This window comes from Clostridium fungisolvens (genome assembly GCF_014193895.1).
GTDB lineage: Bacteria > Bacillota > Clostridia > Clostridiales > Clostridiaceae > Clostridium_AR > Clostridium_AR fungisolvens.
In genome coordinates, this window is record NZ_BLZR01000001.1 from 2,221,296 (window position 1) to 2,239,296 (window position 18,001).

At 29.4% G+C, this 18,001-nt stretch carries 15 protein-coding genes; 12 read left to right on the top strand and 3 right to left on the bottom strand.

The features are described from left to right. Positions 1–290 precede the first annotated feature (290 nt). Complete coding sequence (locus tag bsdtw1_RS09420; RefSeq protein ID WP_183277323.1) at positions 291–1,403, top strand: ribose-phosphate pyrophosphokinase; 1,113 nt, start codon at positions 291–293, stop codon at positions 1,401–1,403. A gap of 111 nt (positions 1,404–1,514) precedes the next feature. Here bsdtw1_RS09420 and bsdtw1_RS09425 read toward each other — a convergent pair whose 3' ends face one another. Together bsdtw1_RS09425 and bsdtw1_RS09430 are read right to left on the bottom strand one after the other, a co-directional pair. After that, a complete protein-coding gene (locus tag bsdtw1_RS09425; RefSeq protein ID WP_183277324.1) occupies positions 1,515–2,876 on the bottom strand; it encodes an MATE family efflux transporter in 1,362 nt (453 codons plus the stop codon). Positions 2,877–2,958: 82 nt separating this feature from the next. Continuing rightward, the gene (locus bsdtw1_RS09430; protein ID WP_205245277.1) at positions 2,959–3,324 is read right to left on the bottom strand and encodes a cytochrome b5 domain-containing protein; all 366 of its coding nucleotides are present in this window, start codon (positions 3,322–3,324) and stop codon (positions 2,959–2,961) included. A 333-nt stretch (positions 3,325–3,657) separates the two neighbouring features. Between bsdtw1_RS09430 and rbsK the strand changes: the two genes are divergently transcribed. From rbsK to bsdtw1_RS09475, 9 genes are all read left to right on the top strand, one after another. Next, on the top strand, positions 3,658–4,575 hold the full coding sequence (gene rbsK / locus bsdtw1_RS09435) for a ribokinase (protein ID WP_371874676.1): 918 nt from the start codon (positions 3,658–3,660) through the stop codon (positions 4,573–4,575). A 191-nt stretch (positions 4,576–4,766) separates the two neighbouring features. Further along, positions 4,767–5,969: an efflux RND transporter periplasmic adaptor subunit gene (locus bsdtw1_RS09440; protein WP_183277326.1), complete on the top strand. Its 1,203-nt coding sequence runs from the start codon at positions 4,767–4,769 to the stop codon at positions 5,967–5,969. Further along, a complete protein-coding gene (locus bsdtw1_RS09445; protein WP_183277327.1) occupies positions 5,969–6,661 on the top strand; it encodes an ABC transporter ATP-binding protein in 693 nt (230 codons plus the stop codon). Before bsdtw1_RS09440 ends, bsdtw1_RS09445 begins: the two co-directional genes overlap by 1 nt. A gap of 12 nt (positions 6,662–6,673) precedes the next feature. Further along, positions 6,674–7,900 carry an ABC transporter permease gene (locus tag bsdtw1_RS09450; protein WP_183277328.1) on the top strand — a complete coding sequence of 409 codons (1,227 nt, stop codon included), beginning with the start codon at positions 6,674–6,676 and terminating at the stop codon, positions 7,898–7,900. Between the two features lie 26 nt (positions 7,901–7,926). Next, positions 7,927–8,505 (top strand): CDP-alcohol phosphatidyltransferase family protein, encoded by a 579-nt coding sequence (locus bsdtw1_RS09455; protein WP_183277329.1) that lies wholly within the window; start codon positions 7,927–7,929, stop codon positions 8,503–8,505. Between the two features lie 17 nt (positions 8,506–8,522). Then, the gene (locus bsdtw1_RS09460; protein ID WP_183277330.1) at positions 8,523–9,965 is read left to right on the top strand and encodes a sensor histidine kinase; all 1,443 of its coding nucleotides are present in this window, start codon (positions 8,523–8,525) and stop codon (positions 9,963–9,965) included. A gap of 46 nt (positions 9,966–10,011) precedes the next feature. Beyond that, positions 10,012–10,704 (top strand): response regulator transcription factor, encoded by a 693-nt coding sequence (locus bsdtw1_RS09465; protein ID WP_183277331.1) that lies wholly within the window; start codon positions 10,012–10,014, stop codon positions 10,702–10,704. Between the two features lie 229 nt (positions 10,705–10,933). Next, complete coding sequence (locus tag bsdtw1_RS09470; protein ID WP_183277332.1) at positions 10,934–11,329, top strand: bacteriohemerythrin; 396 nt, start codon at positions 10,934–10,936, stop codon at positions 11,327–11,329. Positions 11,330–11,382: 53 nt separating this feature from the next. Further along, positions 11,383–14,022, top strand: coding sequence for an EAL domain-containing protein (locus tag bsdtw1_RS09475; protein ID WP_183277333.1), 2,640 nt, complete (start codon positions 11,383–11,385; stop codon positions 14,020–14,022). An 857-nt stretch (positions 14,023–14,879) separates the two neighbouring features. On the opposite strand, the gene bsdtw1_RS09480 is transcribed toward bsdtw1_RS09475, so the two are convergent. Continuing rightward, positions 14,880–15,731, bottom strand: a complete 852-nt coding sequence (locus tag bsdtw1_RS09480; protein ID WP_183277334.1) for a helix-turn-helix domain-containing protein — start codon at positions 15,729–15,731, stop codon at positions 14,880–14,882. A 203-nt stretch (positions 15,732–15,934) separates the two neighbouring features. Here bsdtw1_RS09480 and mraY point away from each other — a divergent pair, with 203 nt between their 5' ends. Together mraY and nadA are read left to right on the top strand one after the other, a co-directional pair. Continuing rightward, the gene (mraY, locus tag bsdtw1_RS09485) at positions 15,935–16,906 is read left to right on the top strand and encodes a phospho-N-acetylmuramoyl-pentapeptide-transferase (protein ID WP_183277335.1); all 972 of its coding nucleotides are present in this window, start codon (positions 15,935–15,937) and stop codon (positions 16,904–16,906) included. 154 nt (positions 16,907–17,060) lie between these two features. After that, complete coding sequence (nadA, locus tag bsdtw1_RS09490; RefSeq protein ID WP_183277336.1) at positions 17,061–17,960, top strand: quinolinate synthase NadA; 900 nt, start codon at positions 17,061–17,063, stop codon at positions 17,958–17,960. The last annotated feature ends 41 nt before the right edge of the window (positions 17,961–18,001 follow it).

The window sequence follows — 18,001 nt, forward strand, 5'->3', positions numbered from 1 at the left end:
GAAAAGTTTACTCGTAGTGATTTTTGATTAATTAAAATTACATATAATTCTATATAAAACTAAGTTTTATATTAATTAGCTAGATTAATTTTAGATTTTATGATTTATATGAAAATTTTAGGGGATATTTATATAGTATGACAAATAGTAGAAACTATGAGTAAAGTCATGAATTAGTTAAAATGAACAAGAAAATACTTGAAATATCGAGTTAATCCGACATAATAATTGATTCATGAAATAGAAAATACAAGTATAATATATATATATTTATTATAAGGAGTATGAAGATGAACGAAAATCAAATTTTTATCCACAATAACGGAGAATTAGGTCTTATAGTTTTAGAAAGCTGTAAAGCTTTAGGACAAAAAATTGATGAAGAAATCAAGGCTAAAAGGGGCGTAAGTGAATCTTTTTTAATTCCTTCAGATGAAATACGCTTTTCTAATGGGGAAGGAAAGGTAAAGCTTTCAGAAACAGTTAGAGGTAAAGATATTTACATACTTTGCGATGTTGGTAATCATAGTTGCTCATATAATATGTTTGGAGTAAAAACTTTTAAAGGTCCAGATGAACATTTCCAAGACATAAAAAGAACTGTTTCAGCTATAAGAGGAAAGGCAAGAAGAATAACTGTTATAATGCCACTTCTTTATGCTTCAAGACAACACAGAAGAAAAGGCAGAGAATCACTTGACTGTGCTTTAGCATTACAAGAATTAGAAAGATTAGGAGTTCAAGAAATATTAACATTTGATGCACATGATCCTAATGTTCAAAATGCAATTCCACTTTTATCTTTCGAAAATTTCTATCCTACTTATGACATACTAAAGACTTTTATCACAGAAGAAAAGTCAGCAGAAATAGATAAAAATAAAATGCTAGTAATCAGTCCTGACACAGGAGCCATGGATAGAGCTATATACTATTCAAGTGTGCTAGGTCTAGATGTGGGTCTGTTTTATAAGAGAAGAGACCATTCTACAATAGTTAATGGTAAAAACCCTATAGTAAAACATGAATATATGGGAAGAGATGTTGAGGGTCAGGACGTGCTTATCGTAGATGATATGATTGCATCTGGAGAATCTGTGCTTGATATAGCAAAAGAACTTAAAGCAAGAAAAGCAAGAAATGTTTATGTAGCTGCAACTTTTGCATTCTTTACAGAAGGAGCTGAAAAGTTCCAAAAGTTCTATGAAGATGGTACTATAACAAGAGTTTACTCAACAAACCTTACATATATAGCCCCTGAAGTTCAAGAAGCAGAGTGGTTTAAAAAAGTAGATATGTCTCAATTTATTGCTAGAATAATAAATAGATTAAATGGTGACCAATCTATCGCTTCATACATGGATGCAACATATGTAATATCTGAACTATTAAAAAATAGATAATAGTAAAAGTTTTGATAATATTCCGATATGCAATAAAAAGGTTAGAACTAAAATTTTAGTTCTAACCTTTTTTTATTCTTGCTTACTCGAATTAGAAATATCGATTAGTAATTAATGAACTACCAGATTGTTTATCCACTTTTTAGATGCAATCCTAGGAAATCCAACAAAAAATTTTGCTATTTCCTCCATAAAGACGAAAATATATACTTTATCTATTGGCATATGGAAGTACAATCCTGCTAGAGCAACCAAAGGCACTCCTACAAGCCACATTCCACCGATATCAAGTAGTAGACAAAACTTCGTATCTCCACCGCTTCTAAGTATACCAACAACATTTGTATAATTGAATACCTTTATACAAAGGAAAATCCCAAGTATATGAAGCAAGGATTTAGAATAATTGTGGACCTCAGGCGATACACTATAAGCAAACAAAATTGAAGGAGCTCCTAAATATATTATAAGCCCTACAATAACGCCAAGTAGGGGATTCATTATAATAAATCTCTTAGCATATAGAAAGGCAGTTTTTTCATCCTTTTGTCCTATCTTCTGTCCTATCATGATTGCGGCAGCATTACCGAATCCCAAAAATACAACCATAGCAAGTCTATCTATAGTGCTTACAATATTAGTAGAAGCAACGATAGCTGTGCCCATATGTGCGTATACAACTGAATAAATAGTAACCCCTAAAGCCCAGAAACTTTCATTTAAGATAACTGGGATAGTAATCTTAAAGAATCTTTTAGCAAATTCCATAGATAAGTCTAATAGTTCTTTTGGTTTCGCTGCAAGAGGGAATTTAAATTTATATACAACAAATATCATTAATATAAATTCTATAATACGAGCTATCAATGTACCTAAAGCAGATCCGTATACTCCAAGTCCATGAACACCAGCCACACCATAAACTAGAGTGAAATTTAAAACTGTATTTATTCCAAGTGCAATAATACTAACTACCATTGGAGCTTTTACCTGTCCTAAACTTCTTAAGGTTGCAGCATAAGCAAATGATACTGCGGTAACTATATAACTAAGACAGATTATTCTTAAATAGTTTGCACCCATATTTATAACCGCTGGATCATTAGAGAAAATACTCATAATTGGCTTAGGAAAAAGTAAAGCTGCAATTGTAAAAACTGATGATACTGCTATTGCAGTAATAAGACAAATTCCTAGAACTCTTTTAATATTTTTCAAGTCTTTTTTTCCCCAGTATTGCGCTGTAAAAATCGAAGCACCACTTACTACACCAAACAAAACAAGATTTAGTAAGAAAAACATTTGGTTAGCTAGTCCAACACTTGCAATTGCTACCTCCCCTAATCCTCCAATAATTATATTGTCAAATAAATTTAACGAAGACAATATAAAATTTTGAAGTGCAATTGGGAAGGCTAGCTTTATCGTGTCTTTAAAAAACTTTTTGTCTGAAAATAAAGATAATAAGTTCATAAAAGTAACCTCCATAACATTAGCTATATAATTATAGCATAACTTGGAGATCTTATCATACTAACCTAATTTACTCTATTTACTATTTAAGCTTTCCTACTATAGGTAAATTATTTAATACCTTGGTTCCATGGGCTGCTTGATTAATTTCTTGCGTAAGGTCTTTTCCTGCAGTGATTCCATTTTTATGCTTACCATTATGCCAGTCCTCAGCATTAGTAACATCATATACAATACCACTCACTGCGGCATATGCTGGATTTCCATTTTGACCATCATACTTTTTCAATTCATCTAAAGTAAAGGTTTTATCTGGTATTGATTGAGTAGTACTTGAATTGTTTGTATTATTTTTATTTGAGGATTCATTTGTTTTTGTACATCCAATTAAAGTAAAAGATAAAAATAATACGAGAGTACACATAATATTAAGTGGTTTTTTTATCATATAATCATCTCCTTATCTTATTTATTTGCTATCTAATTGAAGAATATTCTTTTTAAAATACAATATTGTATAGATAAAGATGAACCACTTCGATCCGAAATTTATTTTTAAAACTCTCACGGGTTCTGGTGAGAGAATTTAAAAATATAATTTCTATTACGAAGTAGTTCATCTATAGACCAGTTTTAAATAAAATATAACAAAATAATTTAATTTCTATTAATAATTAATAGAAGCAATAACTAAGTTTTGTAGACTAGAACCAGAGTACAAATAGATGCGTAGTTACTTTATTTATTAATAATGTTAAGATTATATATAGAGGTGATAAATTTGAAGAAGAAAAAAATATTAGTTATCGGAAGCTTGAATATGGATTGGGTGATACCCGTTAATCATATGCCTAAAGAAGGTGAAACAATATTAGCAGAAAGTTATATAGAAATTCCAGGAGGAAAAGGAGCAAACCAAGCTTTGGCTGTCAAAAGATTAGGTGGGAGTGTTACAATGCTTGGGATGGTAGGTGATGATACTATAGGTGAGAAACTAATATCAAACCTTGCAACAGAAAAAATAGATACAACTAAGATAGAAGAAATTAAACAAATTAATTCTGGTTTAGCGTTAATATATGTAAGTAATTATGGATCAAATAGTATTGTAGTACTTCCAGGAGCAAATTCTAGAGTTGATAAAAATTATATAGATAAAAACATAGATGTATTAAAAGACAGTGATATAATCGTGCTTCAAATGGAAATCCCAGAAGAAACTGTTTATTATATAATAGAAAAAGCTCATGAAATGAATAAAATAATAATATTAAATCCAGCACCTGCACCAGAATATCTGAAGAATGAATTATATGATAAAATTGATTTCTTAACACCTAATGAAACAGAGCTAGAAAAATTAACAGGTATATTAGTAAACGATATTAATGGAGCAATAAAAGCTTCAAAAATACTTTTATCAAAAGGTATAAGGAACATCATAGCTACATTAGGAGAGAATGGGGCTTTACTTGTAAACAAAGATACATGTGTTACTTTTAGAGCAGAAAAAGTAAAAGCTGTTGATACAACGGCGGCAGGTGATTGTTTTAATGGAGCATTTGCAGTTGCCTTGGGTGAAGGATATAGTTTAGAACAAGCTATACAATTTGCAAACAAAGCTGCTTCAATTTCTGTTACCAGAAAAGGAGCGCAGCCTTCTATTCCATTTATAAATGAAATGAAAAGTGTTCTATAATTTATAAAAGATTTTAGAATTAGTTTAGAATTATTTAATAATTTCTTTCAATTAATTTTATAATCAGCATGTACAATAAAGATGTACTATTTCAATATGGGAATAATATCTCAGGTTAGATGGTGCATCTTTGTATAATGCTATGAAATTAATTATGGAATATATGTATGATTACATGGGAGGAATTTTGGATGAAAAAGAAAGTAATAGCTATAGTATTAGTAGCAGTAGTAGTGGTTGGAGGATTAGGTTATGCTAGAAGTAGAAAAAATACAACACATTTTCTAAGCGTAAAAACTGCAAGCGTATCAACAGGTGATATTCAGTCATATCTTTCAACTACTGCAACTATAAAATCTAAGAATAGTAAAGATTATTATCCAATCCAAGGTAAAGTAAAAAAGGTAAATGTAAAAGTTGGAGATTCAGTAACAAAAGGACAAGTACTTGTGGAATTTGATGTAACCGATCCTAACATAAGTGTAAAGCAAGCTCAAATAAACTACGATAATGCTGTGTTAACTAAACAAATGCAAGTTAATGCAAATAATGATGCAAAGAACAATATGGCTGATCTTGACAAGCAGATAGCAGATTTAAATAATCAGATTAATGAAGCTAAGAAAAATCCTCAAGATGTAACTAAAATACAATCATTACAACAACAACAATCAACTCTTCAATCTAAAAGAGATGCAGCAAAGATTCCTTATTCAGATGAACAGTTAAAGCAAGCAGATAATACTATATCTCTTCAAAAAATTGCATTAGATACAGCTAAAGATAATCTTTCAAAAAGTCAAAGTACAATTGTAGCAGATTTTGATGGAGTAGTGACTGCATTAAATGTTGCAGAAGGTGCAGCTACAGCAGCAGCAGCTCAACCAGCTATAACAATACAGGATGTGAACAATTTAAAGGCTGTAATGTCAGTTGGAAAGTTTGATGCTGCAAAGATTCAACTTGGACAAGAAGCAGTTATAAAAAGTGGAGATAAAAAACTAAAAGGTAAAGTTTCATTTATTGGACCTTCAGCTAAAACTACTGCATCTGCAACTGGAACTGAATCAACACTTCCAGTAGAAATAGACATATTAGATAAACCAGACGGTTTAAAGATCGATTTTGACACAGATGTAGATGTACTTCTTGGACAAGTAAATAATGTAATAAAAGTACCAGCCGAAAGTTTAAGAACTGATAAAAATGATAGAAACTATTTATATGTTGTAAGTGGTGGAAAAGCAGTGGAGAAAGAAGTAAAACTTGGACTTCAATCTGACATGGAGGCACAAGTAACTGAAGGGTTAAGCAATGGAGATAAGGTTATTCTTAATCCAAGCTCAAGTGTTAAAGATGGGGTAACAGTAAAAGAAGCAGGTGATGGTAAGTAATGCTAGAGGTTAAAGATATAATTAAGAAGTATGTAAACGGAGATATTAATTTTACAGCGCTTAAAGGTATAAACCTTAAAATTGAAAAAGGTGAATTTACTTCTATAATGGGGCCATCAGGCTCTGGAAAATCTACCATGATGAACATAATCGGATGTTTAGATAGAATGGATAGTGGAACATATATTTTAAATGATCAAAATGTATCAAACCTTACGGATAAGGAATTGGCATTTATCAGGAATAAAGAAATAGGGTTCGTTTTTCAGGCATTTAATCTGTTACCTAGAATGACAATCTTAGAAAATGTTGAACTTCCTATGGTATACGCAGGTGTACCTAAGAAGGTTAGAAGAGAAAAAGCTTTAGCCGCTCTTGGTAAGGTTGGTCTAGGAGACAGGGTAAAACATAAACCAAATGAAATATCGGGAGGACAAAAGCAGAGAGTTGCTATAGCTAGAGCAATAGTAAATACACCTGCAGTTATAATGGCTGACGAGCCTACAGGAAATCTGGATACTCAGTCTTCTATAGAAATAATGAAAATATTCCAGGACTTAAATAACGAAGGTGCAACTGTGATAATGGTTACTCATGAACCAGATATAGCACAGCACACAAAAAGAGTAGTTAGGTTCAAGGATGGACTAATAGTTGATGACTACTTAGTGGAAAACAGAATAATTCTATAGGAGGTAAAACTAATGAATATAATAAGCAGTTTACTAGAAAACTTTAAAATGGCTATCGATAGTATTATATCTAATAAAATGCGTTCTTTTCTAACAATGCTTGGTATAATAATAGGAATTAGTTCAGTAATAGCAATTATATCCTTAGGAGCTGGTGGACAGGAGTCTATAACAGGTGAGTTTGAAAAGCTTGGTTCGTCAACTGTAAATGTATCAACTGACACAACGAAAGCATCTGAGAGTGATTTTATAACTTTTGAAGATATAAAACAAATAAAAAATAAAGTTGATACAGCAAGATATGTTGCTCCAAGTGTATCTAAAAATGGAGTTGCTATTTCTGACACAAGTAATAAAAGAGCAAGTATAACTGGAACTAATACTGACGGATTTATAATACAAAACACTGAGTTCTTGTATGGAAGAGCTTTTAATGAAAGAGAATATACAGAAGGTAAAAATGTAGTTATAATTGACGAAGACTCTGCAAATGACTTGTTCGGTTATACAGACGTTACAGGAAAGAGTATTAAAATTGGGTCTGCGAAATCTCCAATAAAAGCTACTATAATAGGGGTTACTGTTTCACCTTTTGGATCTACTTTTAAAAATATGGGAAGAAATCAAAGACCAGGTATATTCTATGTACCTGCTACATTACTACAAAATATGTACTCTAATGAATTCTCTATTGATAAGATAAGCATAATGGCTTCTGATAAAGATGCTTTGGAGGAAACTGGTAATAGTGCAAAAAACGTATTAGAAAGTAGACATAATAACAGAGGAAAAGATATTTATACTGCTCAAGGAGCATTAAGTCAGCTTGAACAAATAAATAATGTTCTTGGAATATTTACTACCTTTATAGGTGCAGTTGCTGCTATATCACTTATTGTAGGCGGTATTGGAGTAATGAATATAATGTTAGTTTCAGTAACTGAAAGAACTAGGGAAATAGGTATAAGAAAAGCGATTGGTGCAACAACTAACAAGATACTTCTGCAATTTTTGACTGAGTCAGTTATAATTTCTCTTATAGGGGGAATCATAGGATTGTTTTTAGGAATAGTAGGCGCTTATGCAATAGGAAGTTTTGCAAATATTACACCTTCTTTATCAATATCTGCAATCATAGGAGTTATAGCATTCTCTTCAGCTGTTGGAATTTTCTTTGGGATATACCCTGCTAGAAAAGCTGCTAAACTCGATCCTATTGAAGCATTAAGATATGAGTAAACTTTATTAAATAGGGGTGAATTTATATGAAATTCGTAAATAAACTTACTATGACCAGATTGGTTTTAGCAACTATCTTTTTAGTATTTATGGCTATAAAGGGAATACCATATCGCAGGAGTATTGCTACAGTGGTGTTTATTGCGGCTACCATGATAGATGTATTTTATGAGAACTTTATTAATAAAGAGAATAAATCAGACAAATTAGTTGTTTTAATAAATTCATTGATTGATAAAGTTCTTGTTACGACTGCTTTGATCTATTTAGTTGAAACAAGTGTAATTCCTAGTTTTGTAGCTGTGACTATTATATCGGTAGAGTTTGCTATCGGTGGTCTTGTATCAATAGGTAATAGTGATGGTCTTTTACTTGCAAAAAGCACTTTGGAAAAAGTAAAAACTGTTTTCCAGATGAGCTCTATAATAATATTACTTTCAAAAATGAGTATTGATCATAATTTTCATAAAGTAAAAGAATATGTAGCAAATAGCTTTATTGGTGTAATACCTTACATGGCATTGTATATCGCGCTTTTAGTAACAGTTATATATGCAGTTGATTATTTCTTTAAAAATAGGCAATTTATTAATATTGATAGATAAATGAAAGGAGGGATTTCGTGTATATAAAAAGGAAACTGAAGTTGACATATGTAATGATTCTTATTACTTCATTTTTACTTTTGATATGTTTAAGTAATGTATTTATTGCATTAACAGAAAGCAATTCTAAATATGATCTAACAGGCAAGCTCGGAAAAGGAAACTTTGCATTTTTTACTGAACTTGTAACTGAGAATAATAAATTACTACAAAAAGTAAATAGTGAAGTTTTGACTAATCCTGATAACTTTTTAAATCATGATTATCTCCTCCAACTAGAAAATAGTTCAAATATGAAATATACTGGAATAGTAACTTTAATTAACGACAAAATTGACTATTCTTCAAATTTTATACGAAAAGACTTGAGTGAAGATGCATTAACTTCTTTTAATTCAAATTCTAACGATCAGTTTAAAAAGAAGATTATAATATTATGGAAACAAGACTTTACGACAAGCAATAAAGATAAAGGTAGCATCTACTATATAATAGACATAGACAGCTACAAAAAATTATTTAAGCAAAATGTTTTAATAGTTATGGTATTAATCCTAATTATATTAATGGCTACTAACGGTATAATAACTTATTTTGTGTCCAAAAGTATTGTTAAGCCTTTAAAAGAGTTAGATAAAGGTGCAGGCGAGATTCTAAAGGGAAATTTGAATTATAAGCTAGACATTGACTCTAAAGATGAAATAGGAGAAGTTGCAGAAACTTTTGAGGAAATGAGATTGAGACTTAAAGAATCTTTAGAAATTCAAAATCAGTACGAAGAAAATCGTAAAGAACTGATTGCAAGTATATCTCATGATTTGAAAACTCCCATAACATCTATAAAGGGTTATATTGAAGGAATTAAAGACGGGGTAGCTGACACTCCAGACAAGATGGAGAAGTACGTAAATACAATTTTGACAAAAGCAAATTACATGGATAGTTTGATAAATGATTTATTCTTATATTCAAAACTAGAATTGAATAAGGAACCTTTTAAATTTCAAACTGTTGATATGAATATTTATATTCAAGATTGTGTTGAAGAAATAAGTTTTGATCTTGATCAATCGAAAGTTGAATTGATAGCGGATGTTCCACAAAAACCTACTTTGATTGATATAGATGTACAAAAATTAAAAAGAGCTATTATGAATATAGTAGAAAACTCTATAAAGTACAGAACTGACAATAAGCTTATAATAAATATAGTTGTTAAGTCAAATAATGATTTGGTGATTGTTGAAATACGAGATAATGGAAAAGGAATTCCAAAGGAAGCATTACCTTATATTTTTGAAAGATTTTATAGAGCAGACACTTCTAGAGAAACAGTTATTGGTGGAAGTGGTCTAGGTCTTGCAATAGCAAAAAAAATTATGGATGAACATAGTGGGAAAATAGCAGTAAGTAGTGAATTGAACAAGGGAACATCTATATTTCTTAGTTTTAAAAAATAAAGTAATGACATATTTATAATTTTAATATCTAGGTAGGTGAGATTTAATGCAAAAAGTATTGATAATTGAAGATGATGTTAGTATTGCTGATCTTGAAATGGATTATTTGCAAATCAATGGCTTTGAGGTTGATATTGAAAATAATGGGGATAACGGATTAGCAAAGGCTTTAAATGAAGACTATAATTTAATAATTTTAGATCTCATGCTTCCTGGTATAGGAGGATTTGAAATATGTAAAAAGATTCGTGCAGAAAAAGAAATTCCTATAATCATTGTATCTGCTAAGAAGGAAGATGTTGATAAAATGAGAGGATTAGGGCTTGGTGCTGATGATTATATGACAAAGCCATTTAGTCCTAATGAAATGGTTGCTAGAGTTAAGGCTCATATCTCAAGATACGAAAGATTAAAAAGCGGTAATAGTATAATAAACAAAGAAATAATAGAAGTTAGAGGAATCTCTGTAGATAAAACAGCTAGGAAGGTATATGTTAATGGTAAAGAAATAGAGTTTACATCAAAAGAATATGAACTTCTAATTTTACTTTTAAATAATCCAAATAGAGTTTTTTCAAAAGAAGAATTATATGAAAGAATCTGGGGCTTAGATCCTGTTGGTGGTATAGCAACAGTAACAGTTCATGTAAGAAGATTAAGAGAAAAAATAGAGTTTGATCCATCAAATCCCGAGTATATTGAAACTATATGGGGGATTGGATATAGATTTACTCTATAGGTTATTTCTGAAAAGAAGTGAGCAAAATGTTTGTCACTTCTTTTTTTCTGTTTTATTGTAAAAATTTATAATCTTCATAAATGATTTTATTAAGTTCTTATTGTTATAACCGATAAATATATATTACAAAAAACATCAAAATACGACAAAAATATAGTGTTGTATACTTCTATTTAGATAATATTTATTTAATTAGCTAAATTTTATATCATCAGAAGGGAGAATATCAATGTTTCTATGGTCTTCAAAATATGAAACAGGATCAAGTTTTATAGACGATAATCATAAAAAATTGTTTGAAATCGGATATGATGTATTAGCATTCATGCAATCAGAAAGAAATGAAGTTAATACAAGTTATTTTAAAAATGTGCTTAAAGATTTTATGACATATGCAAAATTTAATTTTTCTATTGAGGAAGATTATATGTCGGAGATTGAGTATACAGGATTCGTGAGCCACAAACAAGAGCATTATTTTTTTATTAAAAGATTATGTTATTATGATTTTGATGAAATTATTACAAATAAGGAAAGCTTACAAAAGTTGTTTGAATTTATATATTCATGGTTAGATCAACACATAATTTCAGAAGATCTAAAGCTTTTTAAAAAACAACTTTAAATATAATGTTAAGTCGATGTAAAGTTTAAAATTACTTTGCAGGGAGTCGTGATATGAGTACGAAAAAGATAAAGTTATTTATAATGATGTTAATATATTTTATTTGCTTTACTTCTTTTGGAGTAAAAGCAGCAACAAAAGTCATTTATCAAGTTGATAAGAATTATCCTCCATATACATTTACATCTAAAAGTTATTTGCATGGCTTTGATGTAGATCTAATAAACCTAATATTTAATAGTGATAAATATGATGTTCATGTATCTGCTGATAATTGGTCTTATGTTTACAAAAGATTGGTTTCTGGAGAAGTTGATGTTGGTGGTATAGCCGGAATAACTGACAGTAGAAAAACAGAGGTGCTGTTTACTAAGCCTTTATTTAAAGCATACTCTGCTATCTACACTCGTCATGATTATAGACAAGTAGATTTAAATAAACTAAATGAATATAGAGTAGGAGTAGGTAAGAGCAATTTTACAGAAAATATTTTAAAAAACAATCTTAGGGTCAATAATTATATTACTTATGATAATATGGAAGATGCCGTTAAAGATCTTGAAGATGAAAAGATAGATGTGATCTTTGAAAATCAACAGTTAATGGATTATATACTAATGCATAAGAATTTAAAAGGCGAGATAATTCCTCAAGTTACTAACTTATTTCCAGTGGAAGAAGCTTATGCAGTAAGCAAAAATAGACCTGAACTTGTAACTTATATTAATACAAGAATTGATCAATTAAAAAAATCAGGTGTCTTTGAAGAACTATATAAAAAGTATTTCTACGCTAATTCAGAAGAATATATAGCTAATCAACATAAAAGTTATCTAACATTGTTAGGATTTGCTATATGTATAATTGTTATAATATTTATTTTTTTGAAGATTTATATAGACAGGCTTAAATCTACTGTTTTAAAAAATTATGACGAGTTAGCTGTTGTAAATATGGAGTTATCTGAAACTAAGACAAATTTAGAAAAGCAATATGAACAATTATATAAAAATCAAATTGCACTTAAGGAAAGCGAAGAAAGATATCGTTTAGTATTAGAAGCATCCAATGATGGTGTCTGGGATTGGGATGTAGAAAATGATATAGGTTACTTATCAAAGCCTTGGAGAGAACTATTAGGAGTCCAAGAAGAAGAAATTGAGAATTACTTTGATTTCCTAAGAGAAATGGTTTATTCAGAGGATAGAAAGTCAGTGTTAAGTTCTTTAGAAGAATATTTTATGGGAAAAACTAATGCATATGAGGTTTTCTTTAGATTAAATCTACAAAGAGATGAATTTATATGGATTCAGTGTAAAGGAAGAATTTTTAGAAATGAAGCTGGATCTATTGTGAGGATGGCTGGATCAATTTCTGACATTACTGAAAAAAGAAATTATCAATCAAAAATCTTCAAAATGGCTTACTATGACAATTTAACCAATCTCCCAAATAGAACTTATTTAAATGATAAATTAGATGAATTAATAAAAAATGTTACTAAAAAAGGGGGCAAGGCTGCTGTCTATTTTCTAGACTTAGATAACTTTAAAAATATTAACGATACACTTGGACATGACTATGGTGATATAGTTCTAAAATGTGCTAGTAACGAATTATTATCTGTGCTAGGTGAAGATTATACTGTAGCCAGATTTGGTGGAGATGAATTTATAATAATACAACACAAGTTAGATGAAGAAATTGAACTTAACGACACAGCTGAAAAAATAATAAAAATTTTTGATAAACCGATATTAATTAATAATCAACCTTTCTATGTTGCAGCAAGCATTGGAGTAGCAATTATACCAGAACACGGTATGGAATCAGTTGAAATTTTAAAGAAGGCCGACATAGCTATGTATAATGCTAAAGAAGAAGGTAAGGGAAGATTCAAAATTTATGATGAAGAAATGTCCAAAAAAGTTCAATTGGAAAGCGACTTTGAAAAGAGTATAAGAAAAGCTATAATTCAAAAAGAATTTTACTTAAATTATCAACCTTATTTTGATGCAATCAATGGTGAATTAGAAGGTGTAGAAGCTTTAATAAGATGGAATCATCCCAAAAGAGGTATAATTCCACCAAATGAGTTTATTCCTTTAGCAGAAAAAACTGGTTTAATTAAGGAAATAGGTGATTGGGTTCTTATGGAATCATGTAAGCAAAATAAAGCTTGGCAAGATAAGGGCTTAAAGAAAATTCCGGTCGCAGTGAATGTATCTGAACATCAATTTCAGTCTCCTCTATTTGTTGAAAGAGTTAAGACAGTACTAAAAGAAACAGATTTGGATGCTAAATATTTAAAGATTGAGATTACTGAAGGAACCGTCATAAAATCTTTTGATAACAATATTAATATTTTAAATAAGTTAAAACAAATGGGTATTGGAATATCCCTTGATGACTTTGGCACAGGATATTCATCTTTATCGTATCTAATAAAACTGCCATTAGATGTGATAAAGATAGATAAGAGCTTTGTTGATGATATTTGTGGAACTGAAGATACAAAGTTAATTATTGAAGATATAATCTCTATGGCTCACAAGCTAAACTTAGAAGTTATCGCTGAAGGTGTGGAAACTGATGAACAATTGAAGTACTTACAAAAGCATAAAGGTGATAAAATACAAGGTTTTTTATTTTCCAAACCTCTCTCTAGCACAGAGATAGAAAAGCTATTATAAGATAATTTCTTATATAAAAAAGGTTTAATCATAAAATATGTGATTAAGCCTTTATATTTTGCTTACATTTACATTAATAATTCAATGGAGCAATGTAGTAGATTAATACACCTTTTAACAGTAAAAAACAATAGTAATTTTAAATTACTATTGTATATGATAAGAAGATATAGAAGTGATTTGATTATTAGATAAAAGAAACATAGTGATGCGGTTAGCACTAATAAAGATAATTTATTACCTAAGTATAATCTTTCGACCATAAAAAAGCACATCACTACCAAATATTAATGGTTCACTCGACCTTATTAGATATTTACACAACTATATATAACCTTTCGGCTGTATATAACCATTACAACACCTAATAAAATCTTATCTCGACCTTATATGATAAGTTGGAACCTTATTATAATCAAAATATTAAAGCTATCTGACTATAATAAAGCTTTTCCTAACCATATAAAATCTTATCCAAGAGTTTATAACTTGGATATTACTTATATCAAATAGAAATACTATTATTATAAGTATAGACTAAAGAAATTCAATCATTCTAATCAAACGATTTCATCTTATATCAATACAAAATCGATAGTTTTGAAAATTTGATAGAATTGACTGACTCTTTTCATCACTATGTTCCTTACACTATTAATATAACCTTTTTTCGAGATTAAATACTTGGTAAGTTAAGGACACAGTTTAATGTTTTTACAGTTTTAAAAGTTATATGCTTAGATCACTGAAAATTTAATAAGTATATACAACTCTGAACTTAAAACCACAATTTTAATTGCGGAGTTGTCCTTATATTAAAAATTATTACAATTGTAAACTTAGCTTCATCAAGAAAACTATAATAATGATTCTATAAAATTATAAGCCTTTTCATCTTCAAATGATGAAAGCTTCACATTTCTAAGTTCAACTTTACATGAATTTAATGTTAGAAGTTGCTTAAGATTTTCATAATATGTATTTCTTTTGATTCTGATACTGCTTATTAATAACTTTTGACAACATGGCTTACTATTAGCATCTGAAGGCAAGAAAAGCATAGCAAGTCCGCCAACATATTTTCCCTTATTTATGTTTGGCTTGGTCATACTTAGATATGATATACCATCTTCAACACTTTCCATATTAAAAGTAATAATTTTTTCAGAATTATTAATGCTTCCTGAAAAATTCTTCATAACAGAATCTCCTAAAATTATTTTAAAACTTACTCTTTCCTCATGAAACTCCAAAATTCCTTCATGAATAGAGTCTTCCTTACCTATATTAGTAGCAAAAAAATAGCAAAAATAACTACCAGAAAATATATTGCTATTTGAATTTAGCCCTTTCTCAATAATTTCTAGTTCTGTTGCTGATAATCTCAGATTTATAAATTTATCAATCTTTATATTATATACATTACAGATATAAGCTAATGTTTCAATAGAAGGAAATGCATCACCTGCTTTATACTTTGAAAGCAAATCTTCTGATACTCCAATTTTTTTTGCCAGTTTTTTCTGAGTACCCTCTAGTTGAATTAGTTTTTTTAAATTATATATGAAATTACTTGAGATATTTTCAAATAGATTATTTTTAGACACTTTAACAATATTAATTTCATTTGAAGAATCTTTTTTAATTTTATAGAGTTTTTCATTGTTAGTATAGCCCGTTTCCTTAGTGTTTTTTGCTTCATTATTCAATAGAAAACCTCCTTATAGTATTTTCTTATGATTTAAGTTGAATAATATTCAACTTAAATCATAACATTTTCAATTCTATCACATATTTTTATAGATTAGTTGAGCATTACCATCTTATATATTACCATAATAATGGATTTTCAATATATATCAAAATTATTAAAATTATTAAAATTAATCAACAGAAAGAAAGGATTACTTTTATGAAGGATATTATTACATCTATAGTTTTTTCTTTTTTCATTTCAATAATAATTGGGAGGTTAATCATACCTGCTCTAAAAAAAGAAAAAATAGGACAATACATAAGAGAAGAACAGCCTAAGAATCATATAAAGAAAGCTGGTACACCAATTTTTGGAGGATTTATATTTATTATCTCAACAATAGTTACTTCTGTTGTTATGATAAAAGAATTTAACAATGAAGTAATGTTTATTATTTTATCAATTTTAATTTTTGCTACTATTGGTTTTATAGATGATGCGCTTAAAACCTTCAAAAAGAAAAATGAGGGGTTGAAGGTAATTCAAAAGCTTATTCTCATATTAATAGGAGCTAGTTACCTAATATATTTTGCGCAGCAAAACTTGAATATTGGTGATATATTATTGATTCCGTTTACACTTAAAAACATTCATATTGGCATACTTTACATTCCATTTATTCTGTTTTTCTATACCTGTGTGACAAATGCTGTAAACCTAACAGATGGTCTAGACGGATTAGCCGGAACAGTAACAATGCTTATAGCGATCTTTTTTACAACAGTTTGTATTCTTTTTGATAAGGATAACTTAGCCATAGTTTGTGGTTCACTCTTTGCCTCATTAATAGGTTTTTTGAAGTTTAATAAATTTCCAGCTAAAGTAATCATGGGAGACACTGGTTCCTTAGCTTTAGGAGGATTTGTAGCTTCTATAGCAATTATATTAAAGTTACCACTAATCATACCAATAATAGGAGGGATATATCTAATCGAAACATTAACTACATTTATTCAAATATTGGTGTTCAAGATAACAGGGAAAAAGGTATTTAAGATGACTCCAATACATCATTCTTTTGAACTGTCAGGATATCATGAGACTAAAATTGTAAAAATGTTTTCTCTTATAACGGTAGCTCTTTGCATCATTGGCTATTTATCTTTGATTAAGATATTACAATTTTAATCCAGGTGTTGTAAATCAAATGAACTTACGCAGTTTTCTGTTATAAAAAAATATAATTAACACATAATAGGCTGTTCTCTTGAAAAGGAAGTTATATAATGGTATATTTTATATATACTAGTGTATATACATCTGTAAAGGAATGGTGAATATTATGTCAGTTATTGAAGAAATTATAGCTTTAAAAAGAGAAAAAAATGCAATAATACTTGCGCACTATTATCAAAGACCAGAAGTACAAGAAGTCGCTGATTATATAGGAGATTCATACTACTTAAGTAAAATAGCTAAGGATTCAGATAAAAACACCATAGTATTTTGTGGTGTTAAATTTATGGCTGAAAGCGCAAAAATACTATCTCCACATAAGAAAGTGCTTCTACCAGCATTAGATGCAGGCTGTCCTATGGCAGATATGGCCACTGCTGAAAAAGTACTAGAGTATAAAAGTAAATACCCTAAGGCTGCTGTAGTTTGTTATATAAATTCCTCTGCAGAAGTAAAAGCTGTAAGTGATATATGTTGTACTTCGTCCAATGCATTAAAGATAATTAACTCAATTGACAATGAACAAATTATATTTTTACCTGATAAAAATTTAGCATCGTATATTCAAGAGAAGGTTCCAGATAAAGAAATAATACCTTGGCCTGGTTTCTGTATCACTCATAAAAGAATTCAAGTGGAAGAAATTCTTACTGCAAAGAATTCAATTGATGATTTACTAGTATTAGCTCATCCTGAATGTGAAAAGGAAATAAGAGATCTTTCAGATTTTATAGGAAGCACCTCAGAAATAATAGACTATGCAACTTCAAGCAATAATAGAAGCTTTTTAATAGCCACAGAAGAAGGAGTTATACATGAACTAAAAAAGAGAAATCCTAATAAAAAATTCTTCACCCCAAGAGGCGGATTAATGTGTATTAACATGAAAAAAACTTCTCTAAATGATGTAAGAGATGTATTACTTTTTGAAAAGAATGAAATTTTACTTGATGAAGAATTAAGAATTAATGCCTTTGATTGCCTGATGAGAATGCATACAATTTAAGAAGCTTTATAAAATTTAAACAGTATTTTTTTATTTCTAAA